The organism is Photobacterium sp. WH24, assembly GCF_019204055.1.
In the GTDB taxonomy this organism is placed as follows: Bacteria; Pseudomonadota; Gammaproteobacteria; order Enterobacterales; family Vibrionaceae; genus Photobacterium; species Photobacterium arenosum.
Genome location: NZ_JAGSOZ010000005.1, coordinates 252,603 through 271,083, shown reverse-complemented (window position 1 = coordinate 271,083; position 18,481 = coordinate 252,603). Strand labels below are relative to the sequence as shown.

The window sequence follows — 18,481 nt, the reverse complement described above, 5'->3', positions numbered from 1 at the left end:
GTGAAGCGTAAGACTTTGTTTAGATAAGAATTTGCTGGTATAGCTCAGTTGGTAGAGCGCACCCTTGGTAAGGGTGAGGCCCCCAGTTCAAATCTGGGTACTAGCACCAGAATTTGCTTAGTGACAATAGCGCTGTGGAACCACCTGATCCCATGCCGAACTCAGACGTGAAACGCAGCAGCGCCGATGGTAGTGTGGGGCCTCCCCATGTGAGAGTAGGACATTACTAAGCACCTCCTTCAAAACCCAGCCTCCGGCTGGGTTTTTTCATTTCTGTTATCTGCTATTTTCAGCGTCTCTTTCGCTAGCCTGCTGCTTTCATTAGAATTATTCATTATGTTCTTAACTATCTATAATTCTTTTAATGCGGTAAAGCTTGCAGTGTGAGTAGAAATTCTATAATTTTTGGGTATCTGGACGTCTGTACATCTTAGGGAGAGCAACACATGCCCATTAAAATTCCTGATCAGTTACCGGCAACTGATATTCTTCGTAGTGAGAATATCTTCGTCATGTCTGCAAAACGCGCTGCCAGTCAGGAAATTCGCCCGCTGAAGGTATTGTTGCTTAATCTGATGCCGAAAAAAATTGAAACTGAAACTCAGTTTCTTCGTCTGTTATCAAACAGTCCTCTGCAGGTTGATGTTGAGTTACTGCGGATTGATAACCGCCCGACGAAAAATACGCCAACGGAGCATTTGGATACGTTCTACCGGCAATTCGAAATGGTGAAGCACAGAAATTTCGATGGCTTGATTGTGACAGGTGCTCCGCTGGGCTTAGTGCAGTTTGAAGATGTGCTGTACTGGGAAGAAATCCAGGCCATTCTGACCTGGGCGAAAGGGCACGTGACTTCGACCATGTATGTGTGCTGGGCCGCTCAGGCTGGGCTTAAGCTGATGTACGATTTACCTAAGCGTACCCGCAAAGAGAAATTATCAGGTATCTACACCCATAGGGTCCACAATCCCCATCATCCTCTTCTGAGAGGTTTTGACGATACCTTTTGGGCTCCCCACTCGCGCTATGCCGACTTCTCGCCTGAGTTTTTATCGGAGCACACTGATCTGGACATTCTGGCCACCTCAGATCAGGCAGGAGTGTATTTAGCCGCCACCAAAGATAAGCGTAATGTCTTCGTGACAGGACATCCTGAATACGATGCCCATACATTACATAATGAATATATGCGTGATCTGGGAGAGGGGATGGAGCCCAAAATCCCAGTAAATTACTATCAGGATAATGATCCGGATAAACCGCCTGTTGCGAGTTGGCGCAGTCATGGCCATTTGTTATTTGCCAACTGGCTGAACTATTGCGTCTATCAGCAAACGCCTTATGATTTGGATCACTTCTCGGAAGATCAATTCACCAAGGACGACTGATTGACGCAGCCCTCACAAATAAAAAGACCTGCCAAAGCAGGTCTTTTTCATCGTCAGTATTCGGGTATTCAGGATTTGGGATCGGTTTCCGGTTGTTGGTGAGCATGAGCGGTTTGTTTGTTCTCTTTCGCTTTTTTCGCTTCCCAGGCTTTGGCTTTTTCGATCATAGGTGTGATGGTAGAGCCCTGGATCAGGATAGAGAACACCACGACTGAATAGGTCATCACCAGAATTATCTCTTTCACATCAATATTTTTCTCCGGAATAACGATAACACCGGCAGGGATCGCCATCGCCATCGCCAGAGCAAGACCACCGCGCAAGCCACCCCAAGTGAGGATCTTCACCGACTCGGGATTGTATTGGCGAAAACGTTTAAAGCCAAGATACGACAGCTTCACACTCAGGTAGCGCGCCAGTAGCACCAGCGGCACAGCTATCACCATCAGTGTCCAGTCTTCCTCATGGAAGCTGAAAGACAGCATGCTCATACCAATCAGCAGGAAGAGTACACCGTTCAGGAATTCATCAACCAACTCCCAGAAGTGATCCAGATGGTCTTCACTCTCTTTAGAAAAGCCGATATAACGGGTCCAGTTGCCTATCATGATACCGGAGACCACCATAGCTAGCGGCCCGGACACATGAATAACATCGGCAAAAGCATAACCAGCCGTTGGGATTCCCAGAGTCAGCAGAAGTTCCATGGAGTGATCGTCTGTCGAACTGATCAGATAATGGAACAGCAGGCCGAGAACAAAACCATAGGTTATGCCACCAATGGCTTCCTGCAGGAAAAGATGGCCAACACCCAGCACAGTAGGTGCTTCATCACCAAAGGCGATGGTAAACAAAGTGACGAAGATGACCAGGCCAAATCCATCGTTAAACAGCGACTCACCTTCAATTTGTGTGGAGATGCGGCGCGGCGCGTGCAGTTTTTTTACTATCGCCAGCACGGCTATTGGGTCCGTCGGTGAAATTAATGCGCCGAACAGCAGGCAGTAAATCAGGTCTAACTGGATTCCCAGCATCTGGCATATCCACCAAAGGCTGCCACCGATGAAGAATGTGGAAAACAGTGTGGCCCCCAGAGCCAGAATGGTGATTTCCCATTTTTGATCTTCGAGATGTGGCAGCTTGATCCCTAAACCGCCAGCAAAAAGTAAGAAGCCTAAAATGCCTTTTAGCAGAAAGCTTTCGAAATCGATCTGACCCAGCTGTTCCGCAGCAATTTCTTCGAGGTGAAACCAGCCGTTGTGGCCTGCGATCACAATTCCGAGCGATAAAATAATAGCACCGGCTGTGATGGCGATAGTGGTTTGCATCTTGCCTATTTTGTGGTTAATAAAGGCAATAACCATCGCAGCGGCGGCGAGAAAACAGAGGGTACTGTATACCGACATCCTTGATCCTCATCTGTTGTTAAAGTGTTAAGCAAAAATTGTGACAAAATATAAATGCTCGGGCCTCTGATAGCCATAAAAACTTTAGGCTTACGCTTGGATAATAAGTTTTCGCAAACGATATATGGACGTCTAGATTTCCAATCAGGCTGTGATAGGATGTTAGCAGCTGATAGGTTTAAGTGTAAGGAAGTAAGCAGTGTCGAAGGGTACGGATTTATTACAAAAGCGACTTAAGGAACAGATCCTCATCATAGATGGGGGCATGGGCACCATGATCCAGAGCTACAAGCTGGATGAAGAGGATTACCGTGGTGAACGTTTTTCTGATTGGCATTCGGATCTTAAAGGCAATAACGATCTGCTGGTACTCTCCCAGCCGCAACTGATCAAGGATATTCACTCCGCTTATCTTGAAGCCGGCGCTGATATTCTTGAGACCAACACTTTCAACTCAACGACTATTGCCATGGCTGACTATGACATGGAGAGTCTGAGTGCCGAGATTAATTTCGAAGCGGCAAAGCTGGCTCGTCAGGCGGCTGATGAGTGGACGGCGAAAACACCGGACAAACCACGATTTGTAGCTGGTGTTCTCGGTCCGACTAACCGTACCTGTTCGATATCACCGGATGTGAACGATCCCGGTTTCAGGAACGTGTCGTTTGATCTATTGGTAGCAGCGTATTCCGAATCAACCCGCGCCCTGATAGCTGGCGGGTCCGATATCATCCTGATTGAAACTATTTTTGATACCCTGAATGCCAAAGCCTGTGCGTTTGCCGTGGATAAGGTCTTTGAAGAGCTGGGCGTGACTTTGCCTGTTATGATTTCAGGCACAATCACCGATGCCTCCGGCCGCACCTTATCAGGACAAACCACTGAAGCTTTTTACAATTCTCTGCGACACGTCAAACCTATTTCATTTGGCCTTAACTGTGCATTGGGTCCGGATGAGCTGCGTCAGTATGTGGAAGAATTATCACGTATTTCTGAGTGTGCGGTATCAGCGCACCCGAATGCCGGTCTGCCAAACGCATTCGGCGAGTATGACCTTGAAGCGACAGAAATGGCTGAGCATATCAAAGAATGGGCGGAGTCCGGCTTTCTGAACCTGGTGGGCGGTTGTTGTGGCACCACGCCAGAGCATATTCGTGAAATGGCCCGGGTGACGGAGAATGTAGCGCCACGTCCATTGCCTGAGATTCCTGTGGCCTGCCGTTTATCAGGGCTTGAGCCGCTAACCATTGAAAAAGACACTTTATTTGTCAATGTCGGTGAGCGGACCAATGTGACAGGTTCAGCCCGTTTCCGTAGGTTGATCAAAGAAGAGCTTTATGACGAAGCGCTGGAAGTGGCACGTCAGCAGGTGGAAGCCGGTGCTCAGATCATCGATATCAATATGGATGAAGGCATGCTGGATGCCGAAGCTGCCATGGTGCGCTTTCTGAACCTGTGTGCCTCTGAGCCTGAAATCTCCCGTGTCCCCATTATGATTGACTCATCCAAGTGGGAAATACTGGAAGCTGGCCTTAAGTGTGTGCAGGGTAAGCCAATTGTTAACTCAATATCTCTCAAAGAAGGTAAAGAGAGGTTTGTTGAACAGGCGAAACTGATTCGCCGCTATGGCGCAGCCGTGATTGTGATGGCGTTTGATGAAGTGGGTCAGGCCGATACCCGTGAGCGTAAGATAGAGATCTGTACCAATGCCTATCGCATTCTGGTTGATGAGGTGGGCTACCCGCCGGAAGATATCATTTTTGACCCGAACATTTTCGCAGTAGCTACCGGGATTGATGAGCACAATAACTACGCGGTTGATTTCATTGAAGCTGTAGGAGACATCAAGCGCACTCTGCCACATGCGATGGTGTCGGGTGGTGTTTCGAATGTGTCTTTCTCGTTCCGTGGTAATGATCCTGTGCGGGAAGCGATTCATGCCGTGTTCCTGTATCACTGTTTTAAAAATGGCATGGATATGGGCATTGTGAATGCCGGTCAGCTGGCCATTTACGATGACCTGGCAGACGAGTTACGCGAAGCCGTTGAAGACGTTGTATTGAATCGCCGGGATGACTCTACCGAGCGCTTGCTGGATCTTGCGGATAAGTACCGGGGCAGCGGCGAAGCGGTAGAAGATAAAACAGCCGCTGAATGGCGCGGCTGGCCGGTCGATAAACGCCTGTCCCATGCGCTGGTCAAAGGGATCACTGAGTTTATTGTTGAAGATACCGAAGAAGCCCGTCAGAACGCGGAAAAACCGTTAGAGGTGATTGAAGGGCCTTTGATGGCAGGTATGAACATAGTCGGTGATCTGTTCGGTGAAGGTAAAATGTTCTTGCCTCAGGTGGTGAAATCAGCTCGGGTGATGAAACAGGCCGTCGCTTATCTCGAACCTTACATCAATGCTGAGAAGCAAGTCGGACGCACTAATGGCAAAATACTGCTCGCCACGGTGAAAGGCGATGTGCACGATATCGGTAAAAATATTGTCGGAGTGGTGCTGCAGTGTAATAACTACGAGATCATCGATCTGGGCGTCATGGTGTCTTGCGACAAGATCCTGAAAGTGGCCAAAGAAGAGAAGGTCGATATTATCGGCCTCTCCGGGCTGATCACTCCTTCACTTGATGAAATGGTGCATGTCGCCAAAGAAATGGAGCGTCAGGGCTTTGATCTTCCTTTGCTGATTGGCGGGGCAACAACGTCCAAGGCCCACACGGCAGTCAAAATTGAGCAGAACTACCATGCCCCTGTCGTTTATGTCTCAAACGCCTCGCGTGCTGTAGGGGTATGTTCGGCACTCTTGTCGGATGCCCAGCGGCCAGCGTTTGTTGAGCGCCTTGACAAGGAATACGAGGTAGTGCGGGAGCAACACGCCCGTAAGCGTCCACGAAGTGCTCCTGTCAGCCTGGAAGCTGCCCGCGCCAATAAAGTGGCGATTGACTGGAATAGCTACACTCCTCCCGCGCCGCAAAAGCCGGGGATCCACGTGTTCAAGGATTTTGACATTGCGACATTGCGTCGTTATATCGACTGGACGCCCTTCTTTATGACCTGGTCGCTGAGTGGTAAATATCCCACCATTTTGCGCCACGAAGTAGTGGGTCAGGAAGCCCAGCGCCTATTTGATGATGCCAATCAGCTGCTGGATGAGATCGAAGCCAGCGGCATGATAAAGGCCAATGGTGTCTGTGGCTTATTCCCGGCCAATAATATTGGTGATGATATCGAAGTCTACACCGATGAGACCCGAACCCAGGTACTGACAACCTTACGCGGACTGCGCCAGCAGACAGAGAAACCCAAAGGGCCGAATTACTGTCTGTCGGATTACATTGCCCCGAAAGAAAGCGGTAAAGCTGACTGGATTGGTGCCTTTGCGGTAACCGGCGGAATCGGTGAATATGAGATTGCCGATCAGTTCAAAGCCAAAGGCGATGATTACAACGCGATTATGATTCAAGCGGTGGCAGATCGTCTTGCTGAAGCCTTTGCGGAATTCATGCATGAGACTGTCCGTAAGGAGATCTGGGGCTATGCGCCGGACGAGAACCTGAGTAACGAAGATCTGATCCGTGAGAAATACCAGGGTATCCGGCCAGCGCCAGGCTATCCGGCTTGTCCGGAACACACAGAGAAAGGCGAGATCTGGACCTTGTTGGATGCGGAGGCCAATACCGGCATGATTCTGACAGAAAGCTACGCCATGTGGCCGGGAGCGGCCGTATCAGGCTGGTACTTCTCACATCCGGAATCGCGCTATTTTGCCGTTGCACAGATCCAGCGTGACCAGATGGAAAGCTACGCCGAGCGCAAAGGCTGGGATGAGATCGAAGCGGAGAAATGGCTGGGGCCTAATCTGTGATAGCTGTTCACTGAAGACAAAAAGGCGCTCAATGAGCGCCTTTTTTACCGGAACAGGACGTGAAATTACTCAAAAATCTTACGGTGCAGATTCTGAGCAATAGGCATGGCATGTTCGGTTTTAACCAGGAAGCACAGGTTGTGCGGGCTGGCACCGTAGCAAATCATACGCAGCTTGTACTCGTCCAGCGAATCGAACACGGTACTCACTGAACCGGCAGTCTGACTCATGCGGTTACCAATCAGCGAAATCAGGCACAGATCCTGTTCAATCTCAACGCGACACAGCTCACTGAGCGCGGCATGCGCCCCCGGAGGCAGCGTGGGTGCGCCGCCGCCTGTATCGGTCTGATCCATGGTCAAAGACACGCTGACTTCAGAGGTAGAAATCAGATCAACAGAGACCTTATGCTCAGCCAGAATCCGGAAGACTTCGGCCAGGAAACCATAAGCATGAAACATGTTCAGGCTGGTCAGGGTGATCAGGGTCTGGTTCGAGCGCAGTGCCAGCGCACGGAACAGCGGTGCTTCAGTAACGGATTTACGGATCCAGGTGCCGCCTTGCTCTGGTGCCCTGGACGATCCAACAAACACAGGGATTTGACGGCGAACGGCCGGGATCAATGTCGATGGATGCAAGATCTTGGCGCCAAAATTGGCCATCTCAGAGGCTTCGCTGAAGCTGATTTCTTTGATTGGCGTGGCTTTGGGCGCAATACGCGGATCTGTGGTGTACATGCCTGGGACATCAGTCCATATTTCCAATGTGCTGGCACTCACCGCCTCAGCCATAAGGGCGGCACTGTAATCACTGCCACCGCGGCCAAGTGTTGTTGTGCGACCTTGCTCATCACTACCGATGAAACCCTGAGAAACGATAATCTTATCCTGCAGCAGAGGTAATAGCTTTTCCTCTGTCAGTTGACGAATCATTTCCTGTTCAGGGCTGGCTTTACCAAAGCGGCTGTCAGTACGCAGCACTTCCCGGATATCGTAACGCAATGCGTCAGCACCCATCTCACACATGATTTGCGTAAACAGATGGGTAGACAGCAATTCACCGTTGGCAACCAGTTGATCTGTCAGCTCAGCCGATTTATGTTCTGCGGCTTTTATGGCAAGTTCGGCGACCTGATCGAGCAGTTCATCAATGTTACCCGCAACCTGTTCAGGCTGCTGTAAATCCGCCAGCACGCTGTGGTGAATGGCGCGAAGGCGCTCCATCAGGTTATGTCGGTGCCCGGCATCGGCCACGCCGTTGGCCAGTTCGACTAAAATATTAGTCACACCGGAACACGCACTGATCAACACCAGTTTGGTTGTCGGATTATTGATAACTATCTTAGCACTACGGCTCATTGCAACGAAATCAGCCACACTAGTGCCGCCAAATTTTGCGACTGTGATTTCAGCGTTCAACGCTGAAGAAGAAATTACAGGGCTCAATGTGATCTCCCACTTAACAAAGCGTAAACATGGGGCAAAATTTGGGGAATCTTTCCGACTTGAGTGTCAGAAGAGCCATTAGGCGAGACGTACTAAGACTGCTGCTACCAGAAGCTCTCCACCTGCACTGGATGATGCAGGTGACAGCCAGAAGGATTCAACCTTCAAAGCCGATACGGCAAGCCCCCTGTCTCACCGTATCTCGGCGTTGCTCCCCCTCTCTATGGTGCTTTGGGGTGGGGCCCCGCCGCATAGATACCTGGATAACGCGCCTCTTCCGTTTTCACCTGAAAAATGAGCTTTCTCAGGGTGAACAAAAATTGCCCTTATTGAATATGAGAGGGGGGGCTTTGTCAATGCTTGAATGCATTTTTCTGTGTCAAGATTGTTACTGACTTTGCATAAATTTGCCTGCCTGGTTTCAGGTACGGGTGGTTCTGTTATGCTCGCTAGGAATGCCCTGTAAAAGCGACTGTTGCCAACAATAACTAATGCACTGAATTATAAGTAACTTATGTGTCTGTGCAGATGGAGAAGCCTTATGACAATTCACAGTTTTTACCCACCTCAACGAATACTGATGGGACCCGGTCCGTCGGACATTTATCCGCAGGTGTTGCAGGCGCTCAGCCGCCCGACTGTCGGTCATCTTGACCCACTGTTCATTGGTATGATGGATGAGCTTAAGCAATTGCTTCAGTATGCATTTCAGACTACCAACCCATTTACTATAGCGGTATCTGCGCCGGGCAGTGCAGGAATGGAAGCCTGTTTTGTCAATCTGGTTGAGCCGGGCGAGAAGGTGATCGTCTGCCGTAACGGGGTATTTGGCGAGCGGATGCGGGAAAATGTTGTGCGCTGCGGCGGTGAAGCTGTGCTGGTGGATAATGAATGGGGAGAGCCGGTTGATCCGCAAGCCGTTGAAACAGCACTCAAAGCCCATCCGGATGCGAAAATACTGGCTTTTGTGCATGCGGAAACCTCAACCGGTGCACTGAGCGATGCGGAAACCTTATCCCGTTTAGCCCGTGACCATGACTGCCTGACCATTGTTGATGCGGTAACCTCATTGGGCGGGGTGCCGCTGAAGGTTGATGAATGGCAACTGGATGCCGTGTACTCAGGCAGTCAGAAGTGTTTGTCCTGTGTACCGGGCCTGTCTCCGCTGACCTTTTCGCCGCGGGCCGTGGAGAAAATTCAGCAACGTAAGACACCGGTTCAGAGCTGGTTTCTGGATCAAAGCCTGGTGCTGGCCTACTGGAGTGGTGAAGGTAAGCGCAGCTATCACCATACAGCCCCTGTCAATAGCTTGTATGCGCTGCACGAAGCACTGGTTCGTTTACAACATGAAGGGCTGGAAAATGCGTGGCAGCGCCATGCCGAGATGCACGAGTTACTGCGCGATGGCCTGGAAGCTATGGGGATCCGCTTTGTGGTGGATGAGAAAAGCCGCTTGCCGCAACTCAATGCTGTTTTTATCCCTGACGGGGCCGATGATGCGAAAGTGCGTCAGACTCTGCTGGAAGACTATAACCTGGAAATTGGTGCCGGCCTGGGGGCTCTGGCCGGAAAAGCATGGCGCATTGGACTGATGGGATACGGTGCACGTAAAGAGAATATTGCTCTGTGCCTGAAAGCGCTGGAAGAGGTGCTGAAATAATTATCAGCAAGGAAAAGATGCGGCTGCCCGGGCAGCCGCTTTTTTTGGGGAAGTCTTCAGTTCTTGTTTTCAGTCTTTGTCTGCTTGCCCTTCAGCCTGTGCTATCTGCGGCGAGGGGGTTACGGTTTTTGGCTTGGAAAACTGAGGTAACGCTTCATCGCTGAAATCCATACCCGGGAAAAGATACCGGGCCTCTTCGCGAACCTGTTCAGCTTGATAAGTGTTTGCCAATGCCTGATGAGCTTTGATCAGAAACTGATACAGAATAGGCCTTGGCAGCTCTTTGGCTTTATGGTCAGCCCAATGGATAAAGCTTGTCAGCAACGCAGGATTATCCTGCTGAATGCCCATTTTCAACTGGGTCTGATAAAGATCCCATTCAAACCGGTTGCGCCAGGCCCAGGTGTTATTGACCTTATCCAGGGCGGTTAAATCGGGTGGCGTGGATGATTCAAAGCGGGTCAGCATGGCGCCTGAATATAAGGTGGTGGCCATAAAGAGGCTGACGACAACAGGCAAAAGCATGGCGCTGATTCTGAAGGGCTTATAAAATCGCAGTGTTTGTTTGAAGTATTTCGCACTCAGGGCATCAACCCAATAGATCAGAAACACAAAAATAATCCAGTGGATCAGGGAGTGGTAAAAGGGGTATTCAAGCTGGGTATGCAGTGTTATTGGAAACAGGAGCGCGACCAGAGCCAGCTGAGTGTTGGCCGGTGCGCGGCGAATTTTAGCCAGCACCGCCGCTGCCGCAATCAGCAGTGCCAGTACAGGTAAAATACCCCCTTCACTGGCCCAGAAAAGTAACTCGTTATGGGGATGATCCAGCCCGGGTAACCCATGGGGCGTTTCAGGATCGGCCTGATGCGCTTGCGCTGTCTGCATCAGATAAGCGGGTTCAAAATTACCATAGCCGACGCCCGTGGCCGGTGAGTGCAGGAACATGTCCAGCGCTTGCGGGTAGATGACTGAGCGGGCACTTTCCAGCGACACTCTGCCCGGTTGCGGGCTCCAGTTCAGGCTGCTGGTCAGGTTCCAGGTCACGCTTAATCCCATGACCACCATCATCAGCCACATTCGCCACTGTATTCTGGCTGCAAACTGCATCAGGTAAGGCAGGATAAGTAACATCCCCACAACACTGGCAATCCAGCCGGTTCGCGAGCTGAGCACATACAGCATGGGGATCACAGCGACAGGTGTTAATTGGAGGCCGAGATGGGAGAGGGTCCAGCGGCCCTGAACCATAGGCTGCCGTGCCAGCAGGTAAGCTGAGAGGATCAGCCCGGTGGCCAGGAAGCTGGCCATCACGTTAGGTTGCTGAAAAATACCGTAGGGTCGGTTGAGATCTGTGTTATAGCCAATGCTATTTTGCGGTGAGATCCACAGAAACTGATACCAGGCCAGCGCGGCTTGCAGCCAGACCGCTTTTAAGATCAGCCAGAGTATTTGCTGACGCTGTTTCTGGCTGAAAGCAAACTGCTGCAGTGCCACGAAGAACAACCAGCCAGCCCAAAGGGTAATGATTCGGTTGACGGCGACTTCTGGTCGCGCTTCCGGGAAGAACATGGGGACAGACAGCGTGACGCAGCAACATAAGAGAACCAGCGTCAGGCGTGAATAACGCAATACTTTCTGTCGGCTGATCTCCAGCAGGCCAATAGCAATGGCAAAGCTGAAGGGAATCCAGCTACTGACATTAAAGGGTAGTTCCAGTCCGGATCCTCCCTGATTATGCTGAAAATAATGCATCGACAGCAGAAACAGAAAAGTCAGCGCCAGAATAAAAGGTCGCGTCAGTGGTTTACTGATGGTGGCAGCGGCCAGTCTGGTGCCCCTTAATTGAATGACGGTCACGGTGTCCGGTCCCTCGGCAAATAGACAAAAAGTCAGGCTGAATTCAGCCTGACAGAGTGCATGAGTGTAATTATGCCTGCTGCTTTGCCGTTAATGCGGGCAGCAGGGGTTTTAGGAAGCGGGCCGTATGCGAACCGGCGACTTCGGCAACCTGTTCCGGTGTGCCTGTCGCAATGATCTCACCGCCACCGCTGCCGCCCTCCGGCCCCAGATCAATGATCCAATCTGCGGTTTTAATGACGTCCAGGTTATGCTCAATCACCACTATGGTATTGCCGTGATCACGCAATCGGTGCAGTACACTCAGCAACTGCTGGATATCATGGAAGTGCAAGCCCGTTGTCGGTTCATCGAGAATATACAGGGTTTTACCTGTATCGCGTTTGGACAGCTCGCGTGCCAGTTTCACCCGCTGTGCTTCACCGCCAGACAGCGTGGTCGCTGCTTGTCCCAGGCGGATATAGGATAGTCCGACATCCATCAGGGTTTGCAGTTTTCGGGCAATGGCTGGTACAGGATCAAAAAATACCCGCGCATCTTCCACTGTCATTTCCAGCACTTCATCAATTGACTGGCCTTTGTATTTCACTTCCAGAGTCTCACGATTGTAGCGTTTACCCTTACAGTTATCACAGGGCACGTAAACATCGGGCAGGAAGTGCATTTCAACTTTGATCACCCCATCGCCCTGACAGGCTTCACAGCGGCCGCCTTTGACGTTGAAGCTGAAGCGGCCTGGTTTATAGCCCCGTGAGCGAGACTCCTGAGTGCCCGAGAACAGCTCCCTGATGGGGGTGAAAATGCCTGTGTACGTCGCCGGGTTGGAACGCGGCGTTCGGCCTATCGGGCTCTGATCGATGTCGATGACTTTATCGAAGTGCTCCAGCCCCTGAATATCGTCATAAGGGGACGGCTCGCCTGTAGTGGCCCCATTGAGTCTATGGTGAGCAATCTTGAAGAAAGTATCGTTGATCAGGGTTGACTTGCCTGAGCCGGAGACCCCGGTCACACAGGTCAGCAAACCAACCGGAATCGACACATCGACTGTTTTCAGGTTATTGCCCGTGGCGCCTGTTAGCTGAACCGTTTTTGCCGGATCGACAGGAACACGTTCAACAGGCACTTCAATTTGTTTTTTGCCGCTCAGGTATTGGCCGGTCAGGGAATCTTCCGAATTCAGAATATCTTCCATGGTGCCTTCGGCGATGATCTGCCCGCCGTGAACACCGGCGCCCGGGCCGATATCTATGATGTAATCCGCACTGCGGATCGCATCTTCGTCGTGTTCGACCACCAGTACGGTGTTACCCAGATCGCGCAGCCGGGTCAGGGTGCTCAGCAGGCGTTCGTTATCACGCTGGTGGAGGCCGATGGAAGGCTCATCGAGCACATACATAACGCCGACCAGTCCAGCGCCAATCTGGCTGGCCAGGCGGATGCGCTGAGCTTCACCGCCCGACAATGTTTCTGCACTGCGGGACAGGTTGAGATAGTTGAGGCCCACATTGACCAGGAAGGTCAGCCTGTCATTGATTTCTTTGAGGATTTTATCGGCAATCTGCGCACGCTGTCCTTCCAGTGTCAGCTCGGAAAAGAAGGTCAGCGCCTGGCTGATGCTCATTTCACTGATGGCCGGCAGGTTGGTACTGTCGATAAAGACATGACGTGCTTCTTCACGCAGACGCGAACCGTGACAGCTGGCACAAGGCTTGGTGGAGATATACTTCACCAGATCTTCGCGTACAGCATTGGACTCGGTTTCCCGGTAGCGGCGTTCCATGTTATTCAGAATGCCTTCAAACGGGTGACGGCGAACTGTCACATCGCCGCGATCATTAATGTATTTAAACTCAATATTTGTGGTGCCTGAGCCCTGCAGCAATACGTTTTGTACTTTCTTCGGCAGACTGCTGAACGGTGATTCAACATCAAAATCGTAATGTTCAGCCAGTGAAGTCAGCATCTGAAAGTAGTAGTAATTGCGTTTGTCCCAGCCCCGGATGGCACCGCCGGACAAGCTGAGTTCACTGTTCTGAATCACGCGGGACGGATCGAAATACTGTTGTACCCCCAGTCCGTCGCATGTGCCGCAGGCACCGGCCGGGTTATTGAAGGAAAACAGGCGCGGTTCCAGCTCACGCATGCTGTAGCCGCAATGCGGGCAGGCGAAGTTGGCCGAGAAAATCAGCTCGGCCATGTTATCGTCATCCATGGCGCTGACGACCACTGTGCCGCCTGACAGATCCAGCGCGGTTTCAAACGATTCAGCCAGCCGCTGCTGAAGATCATTACGCACTTTAAAGCGATCCACCACCACTTCTATGGTGTGCTTTTTGTGTAATTCCAGCGTCGGCGGATCGGACAGATCGCAGACTTCACCGTCGATCCGGGCCCGGATATAGCCTTGCGCCGACAGGTTGGCTAAGGTTTTCAGGTGCTCGCCCTTACGCTCCTTGACGATAGGAGCCAGCAGCATCAGCTTGCTGCCTTCCGGCAGTGTCAGCACTTTGTCGACCATCTGGCTGACGGTTTGCGCGGCGAGGGGCACATCGTGAGTCGGGCAGCGTGGTTCGCCGACACGGGCATACAGCAAGCGCAGGTAGTCATAGATTTCGGTAATAGTACCGACCGTCGAACGAGGGTTGTGTGAGGTCGATTTTTGTTCAATCGAGATGGCAGGCGACAGGCCTTCAATATGGTCGACGTCCGGTTTTTCCATCAGCGACAGAAACTGGCGTGCGTAGGCCGACAGTGATTCGACGTAACGGCGCTGACCTTCGGCATACAGGGTGTCGAATGCCAGAGAAGACTTACCGGAACCTGATAAACCTGTGATAACAATCAGCTTATCCCGGGGGATAGTCAGGTTAATGTTTTTAAGGTTGTGGGTGCGCGCACCCCTGACTTCGATCTTATCCATAGTTGCAGTCATCAGCGCTTGAATAAATAGGATTGGCATTATTGCATAGCCCTGAGGGGCTTAAAAGACTTGACTGTACAAAAACACAGTGCTTTGATCGTCTTTTATGCGTCCGATCAAGACATGGGAAGCATGACGTAGCCCTATGACTCGGAGGGCAGCCCATGTTAAACTCGGCGATTAAGTATAAACTTTGAATGAGCGAAGGGTGTCAGGATTGGCAGCCTCAACAGCGAAAACCTGGAGTGAACTATGGCCAGTCGTGGCGTAAATAAAGTGATCCTGGTGGGTAACTTAGGACAAGATCCTGAAATCCGTTATATGCCGAACGGCGGTGCAGTCGCAAATATCACCATCGCGACTTCTGAAAGCTGGCGTGATAAAGCCACCGGTGAACAGCGTGAAAAAACAGAATGGCACCGTGTTGCGTTGTTCGGCAAGCTGGCTGAAGTGGCTGGTGAGTACTTGCGTAAAGGGTCTCAGGTTTACATTGAAGGTCAGTTGCAAACCCGTAAGTGGCAGGATCAAAGCGGTCAGGACCGCTTCACGACCGAAGTGGTTGTTCAAGGCTTCAACGGTGTGATGCAAATGCTGGGTGGCCGTCAGGGTGGCGGTCAGGGCGCGCCAATGGGCGGCCAGCAGCAGCAGGGTGGTTGGGGACAACCTCAGCAACCGGCTCAACAGCAACAGCAACAGCAAAACTATGCGCCTCAGCAGCAGCCTGCGTCTAAGCAACCGCAGCCTCAGTACAATGAGCCGCCAATGGATTTTGATGACGATATTCCGTTCTGATCCTTTCCAGACGGTTGTTAAAAAAAGCAGCGTTCAACGCTGCTTTTTTATTGCCTGATACCCAGTCACCGCACGATGCTGATCACAGAGAGTGGGGATTGGCTGACTGATGTGCGTGTCCGGGTGAGGCTTTTTGTTTAATAAAATCAATAAACAGCTTAGTTTTGGTATGGTTGTAGTTGAGCTTAGGGTAGTAGGCGTAGGCAGCATTTAACGGCTGTTTCAGATCAGGTAAGACAGGGATCAGCAAACCATTGCTGAGCTCGCGTTTTACCGTATTCTCACCTACCAGAATTAACCCCATTCCAGCTACCGCAGCGGCGACCAGGGCTTCCGGGTTCTGGGTGGTAAAATTGCCCCGCAAACGCAGGCGACGGTTACTTTCAAAGACATGCTCTTGCTCATGGCCATGACTGCCGAATAACAGGCAGTTATGCAGCGCCAGTTGCTCCGGGGTTTCGATGGCGGGCCTGTCTTCCAGGTAACTGGGTGAGGCATAGAAGCCAGCCTGAAAACTAAAGAGTTTGGTGGCAATATAACTGGTGGAATTAAAATCAGTCAGTTCGCGGCTGATAAAAACATCCAGGTTGAGATCCGGCAACTGGCCCGGAGTCACAGTGTGCAGCTCTACCTGAATATTGGGATAGGTCTGTAAAAACTCGGCCAGATAATGAACCAGTACCCGGCTGCCTGTCGCCAGCGGGGCGCCGATGCGCAGCACACCCTGAACTTCGCCGTAGGTGGAGGTGGTTTCAGCCAGTATCTGGTGCCAGTCATCAAGTAAATGGACACTGCGCCGATAAAACACCTTGCCGGCGTCTGTGACTGTCAGGTTACGTGTCGTGCGTTTAAGAAGCTGAACACCAAGCTGTTTTTCTAACCATGACAGCCGCTTGGACAAGGCTGAACTTGAGGTGTTGAGAGCGCTTGCGGCCTGAGCCAGTGAGCCCTGCTCAACCACGGCGACAAAACTTTTGGTGCAGGTGATCCAGTCCATATCTCTCCGCTTTGTGGGGTGCATGCTGCCTGGGCGGTGAGCCAAGTAAGGAAAGTGTCGGTCTGAGCACTGCAGTGTTTGAGAGCCGATGGTATTTTCCAGTATAAACAGGCGTTTTGGTTTGTATTGTTGTCTGTATCAGAGTTGACCACAGAGCCAGGCGGTTTGGAATTGTTTTTCAGATAAAGTTGGACCTTGCATGAGAAAAGCCTCAGGGATGAAGCTGACCAATAGACTGGTTGCTTTCGTGACCCTAATTGTCATTTGCGCCATGTTTGTCATTTTCATTGGCGGTGCTGTCAGTTTTCGTCAACTCGGGCAGGATTATCTGCATCATTATCTGGGCGGCGTGGTAGAAGCGATCGACCAGGAAATGGCCGATCCTCAGGGTTCACAGTCTCTGGCCCGCTGGCTGCCGAAGTTACTCAAAGCCAGTAACGTGGTGGCGCTGGACGTCAGCAACGATACCGGCTCTGTCTACCAATTTCAGGGATTACAGAAAATCGATGATCCCAATATTCTTTATCATACTGAATATCCGCTGACCCTGAACCCCGGTTACTCTGTCAGTATCCAGTCAGTGCCGCCTTATACCGAATTAACCTATTCGCTGGGGGCGATGTCTTCTATCAGCCTGGCGATCATGATCATTATTGCCGGCCTGATATGGGGCGTAAACTGGCTTAAGCGGCAGTTGCAGGGCTCAGAGCTTCTCGAAGAGCGGGGGAGAATGCTGCTGGCCGGTAAGCTGGATGCTTTTGCCAAAGGCGCCGATCTGGAATGGCCGGAAACGGCAAGTCTGGCATTGGACAAGCTAATCTCTGAGCTGAAAGATGCCAGACAGGAGCGCAGCCGCTTTGATACCTTCATTCGTACCCACACCTTCCTGGATCAACTGACGGGCTCGGCCAATCGGGTATTGTTCGACAGCCGTCTGCAATCTGTGGTTCAGGATCAGGATAACCATGGTGCTGTTATTTTGATTCGTATCGCTGACTGGGAAGAATTGCTGCTGGCAAAGGGCAAGATTGTGGCCGATGAATTGATTCAGGATGTCGGCATGGTGCTGTCGAATATGGTCCAGCGCTATCCGGACAGCGTGCTGTCTCGCTATTTTGACGCCGAATTTGCCATCATGCTGCTGCAACAGCCCAGCAAGGAGGTCAATCAGTTTGTGAATCAGCTGCTGAAAGGGCTGGAGCGGCTGACACCTTCCGTGCCATTGCAGCGCGAGAACTGGTGCCATATTGGTATGACCTATTTTGCCAGCGGCGAGCGGCGTGGCCGCATCATGGATGAGGCTGACATGGCGCTGCGCAGTGCGCAATTACAGGGCACGAACAGCTGGTATGCCTTCCAGAAAGATGTACTGGGAGAGGATACCCGGGGCAGTGTGCGCTGGCGGACGCTGCTGGATGCTGTCTTGAGTCAGGGCGGCCCGGCTCTGTATCAGCAGCCCGCCTATCTCTCCGGGGAGAAAATACCGCTGCACCGTGAATTATTGGCGAGGATCAATGACGAAAACGGTGTGATGATCAAAGCTTCCCGTTTTCTGCCTGCGGTTGAGCAGGTGGGATTCAATGTGCGTATGGATAAACAGGTCATCAGTCAGGCGCTGGATCTGCTCAAAAATGGCCCGACGCTGGATAATTTTGCGATTAACGTCAGTGTCGAATCTCTGCTGGATAAAGGGTTTATCCGCTGGTTCCGGGATGAACTGCTGCAAACACCCAGGCCGGTACTGAAACGGCTGAGTATTGAAGTCCCGGAGCGGAACCTGTCACGCCATATTGATGCTGTGCGTACCTTTCTCAAAATGGTAACGGGCCTCGGCTGCCGGCTGGGTGTGGATCAGGCCGGGAGAACCATAGTCAGCACCCACTATATCAAGGATGTCAACGTCCAGTATATCAAGCTGCACAGAAGCCTGATTCGTGAAATAGATCAGCGGCAGGAAAATCAGTTATTTGTCCGGAGTATGCTGGGCGCCTGTGCCAATTCCGGTGTCGAGGTGATTGCTGTTGGCGTCGAAAATGACAGGGAGTGGCAGGTGCTGCAGCAATTGGGTATTAATGGCGGGCAGGGGCGCTTTTTTGCCCCGGAGATGAGTGTGAGTCAAATTAGTACCAAAAATCGCAGATAATGTTA

At 51.5% G+C, this 18,481-nt stretch carries 10 protein-coding genes, 1 tRNA gene, 1 rRNA gene and 1 riboswitch; of the genes, 7 read left to right on the top strand and 5 right to left on the bottom strand.

Annotated features, from left to right (window positions below; genetic code table 11):
* The first annotated feature begins 33 nt into the window (after positions 1 to 33).
* From KCG43_RS08785 to metA, 3 genes are all read left to right on the top strand, one after another.
* A tRNA-Thr gene (locus KCG43_RS08785) sits at positions 34 to 109 on the top strand.
* Between the two features lie 7 nt (positions 110 to 116).
* Positions 117 to 232: ribosomal RNA gene (gene rrf, locus KCG43_RS08780) — 5S ribosomal RNA — on the top strand.
* Positions 233 to 446: 214 nt separating this feature from the next.
* Positions 447 to 1,388 carry a homoserine O-succinyltransferase gene (gene metA, locus KCG43_RS08775; protein ID WP_192015898.1) on the top strand — a complete coding sequence of 314 codons (942 nt, stop codon included), beginning with the start codon at positions 447 to 449 and terminating at the stop codon, positions 1,386 to 1,388.
* Between the two features lie 68 nt (positions 1,389 to 1,456).
* On the opposite strand, the gene KCG43_RS08770 is transcribed toward metA, so the two are convergent.
* Positions 1,457 to 2,794: a sodium:proton antiporter gene (locus KCG43_RS08770; RefSeq protein ID WP_192015897.1), complete on the bottom strand. Its 1,338-nt coding sequence runs from the start codon at positions 2,792 to 2,794 to the stop codon at positions 1,457 to 1,459.
* Between the two features lie 199 nt (positions 2,795 to 2,993).
* Between KCG43_RS08770 and metH the strand changes: the two genes are divergently transcribed.
* Positions 2,994 to 6,662 (top strand): methionine synthase, encoded by a 3,669-nt coding sequence (gene metH / locus KCG43_RS08765; RefSeq protein WP_218384385.1) that lies wholly within the window; start codon positions 2,994 to 2,996, stop codon positions 6,660 to 6,662.
* A gap of 65 nt (positions 6,663 to 6,727) precedes the next feature.
* Here the strand turns inward: metH and lysC are convergent, their stop codons facing one another.
* Positions 6,728 to 8,107, bottom strand: a complete 1,380-nt coding sequence (lysC, locus tag KCG43_RS08760; RefSeq protein ID WP_255557898.1) for a lysine-sensitive aspartokinase 3 — start codon at positions 8,105 to 8,107, stop codon at positions 6,728 to 6,730.
* Positions 8,108 to 8,210: 103 nt separating this feature from the next.
* A riboswitch (Lysine riboswitch) is annotated at positions 8,211 to 8,392 on the bottom strand.
* A gap of 256 nt (positions 8,393 to 8,648) precedes the next feature.
* Here lysC and KCG43_RS08755 point away from each other — a divergent pair.
* Positions 8,649 to 9,767: an alanine--glyoxylate aminotransferase family protein gene (locus KCG43_RS08755; protein ID WP_218384384.1), complete on the top strand. Its 1,119-nt coding sequence runs from the start codon at positions 8,649 to 8,651 to the stop codon at positions 9,765 to 9,767.
* A gap of 69 nt (positions 9,768 to 9,836) precedes the next feature.
* On the opposite strand, the gene KCG43_RS08750 is transcribed toward KCG43_RS08755, so the two are convergent.
* Positions 9,837 to 11,624 carry a Wzy polymerase domain-containing protein gene (locus KCG43_RS08750; RefSeq protein WP_218384383.1) on the bottom strand — a complete coding sequence of 596 codons (1,788 nt, stop codon included), beginning with the start codon at positions 11,622 to 11,624 and terminating at the stop codon, positions 9,837 to 9,839.
* Between the two features lie 70 nt (positions 11,625 to 11,694).
* The gene (gene uvrA, locus KCG43_RS08745; protein ID WP_218384382.1) at positions 11,695 to 14,544 is read right to left on the bottom strand and encodes an excinuclease ABC subunit UvrA; all 2,850 of its coding nucleotides are present in this window, start codon (positions 14,542 to 14,544) and stop codon (positions 11,695 to 11,697) included.
* Between the two features lie 252 nt (positions 14,545 to 14,796).
* Here uvrA and KCG43_RS08740 point away from each other — a divergent pair, with 252 nt between their 5' ends.
* The gene (locus KCG43_RS08740) at positions 14,797 to 15,336 is read left to right on the top strand and encodes a single-stranded DNA-binding protein (RefSeq protein ID WP_218384381.1); all 540 of its coding nucleotides are present in this window, start codon (positions 14,797 to 14,799) and stop codon (positions 15,334 to 15,336) included.
* Between the two features lie 82 nt (positions 15,337 to 15,418).
* On the opposite strand, the gene KCG43_RS08735 is transcribed toward KCG43_RS08740, so the two are convergent.
* Positions 15,419 to 16,333 (bottom strand): LysR family transcriptional regulator, encoded by a 915-nt coding sequence (locus tag KCG43_RS08735; protein WP_218384380.1) that lies wholly within the window; start codon positions 16,331 to 16,333, stop codon positions 15,419 to 15,421.
* A 199-nt stretch (positions 16,334 to 16,532) separates the two neighbouring features.
* Between KCG43_RS08735 and csrD the strand changes: the two genes are divergently transcribed.
* Entirely contained in the window at positions 16,533 to 18,476 is a 1,944-nt protein-coding gene (gene csrD / locus KCG43_RS08730; protein ID WP_218384378.1) for an RNase E specificity factor CsrD, read from the top strand.
* The last annotated feature ends 5 nt before the right edge of the window (positions 18,477 to 18,481 follow it).

Coding starts and splice junctions, on each gene's coding strand:
- metA (WP_192015898.1), top strand. CDS start 447: ATGCCCATTAAAATTCCTGATCAGTTACCGGCAACTGATATTCTTCGT.
- KCG43_RS08770 (WP_192015897.1), bottom strand. CDS start 2,794: ATGTCGGTATACAGTACCCTCTGTTTTCTCGCCGCCGCTGCGATGGTT.
- KCG43_RS08755 (WP_218384384.1), top strand. CDS start 8,649: ATGACAATTCACAGTTTTTACCCACCTCAACGAATACTGATGGGACCC.
- uvrA (WP_218384382.1), bottom strand. CDS start 14,544: ATGGATAAGATCGAAGTCAGGGGTGCGCGCACCCACAACCTTAAAAAC.
- KCG43_RS08740 (WP_218384381.1), top strand. CDS start 14,797: ATGGCCAGTCGTGGCGTAAATAAAGTGATCCTGGTGGGTAACTTAGGA.
- KCG43_RS08735 (WP_218384380.1), bottom strand. CDS start 16,333: ATGGACTGGATCACCTGCACCAAAAGTTTTGTCGCCGTGGTTGAGCAG.
- csrD (WP_218384378.1), top strand. CDS start 16,533: ATGAGAAAAGCCTCAGGGATGAAGCTGACCAATAGACTGGTTGCTTTC.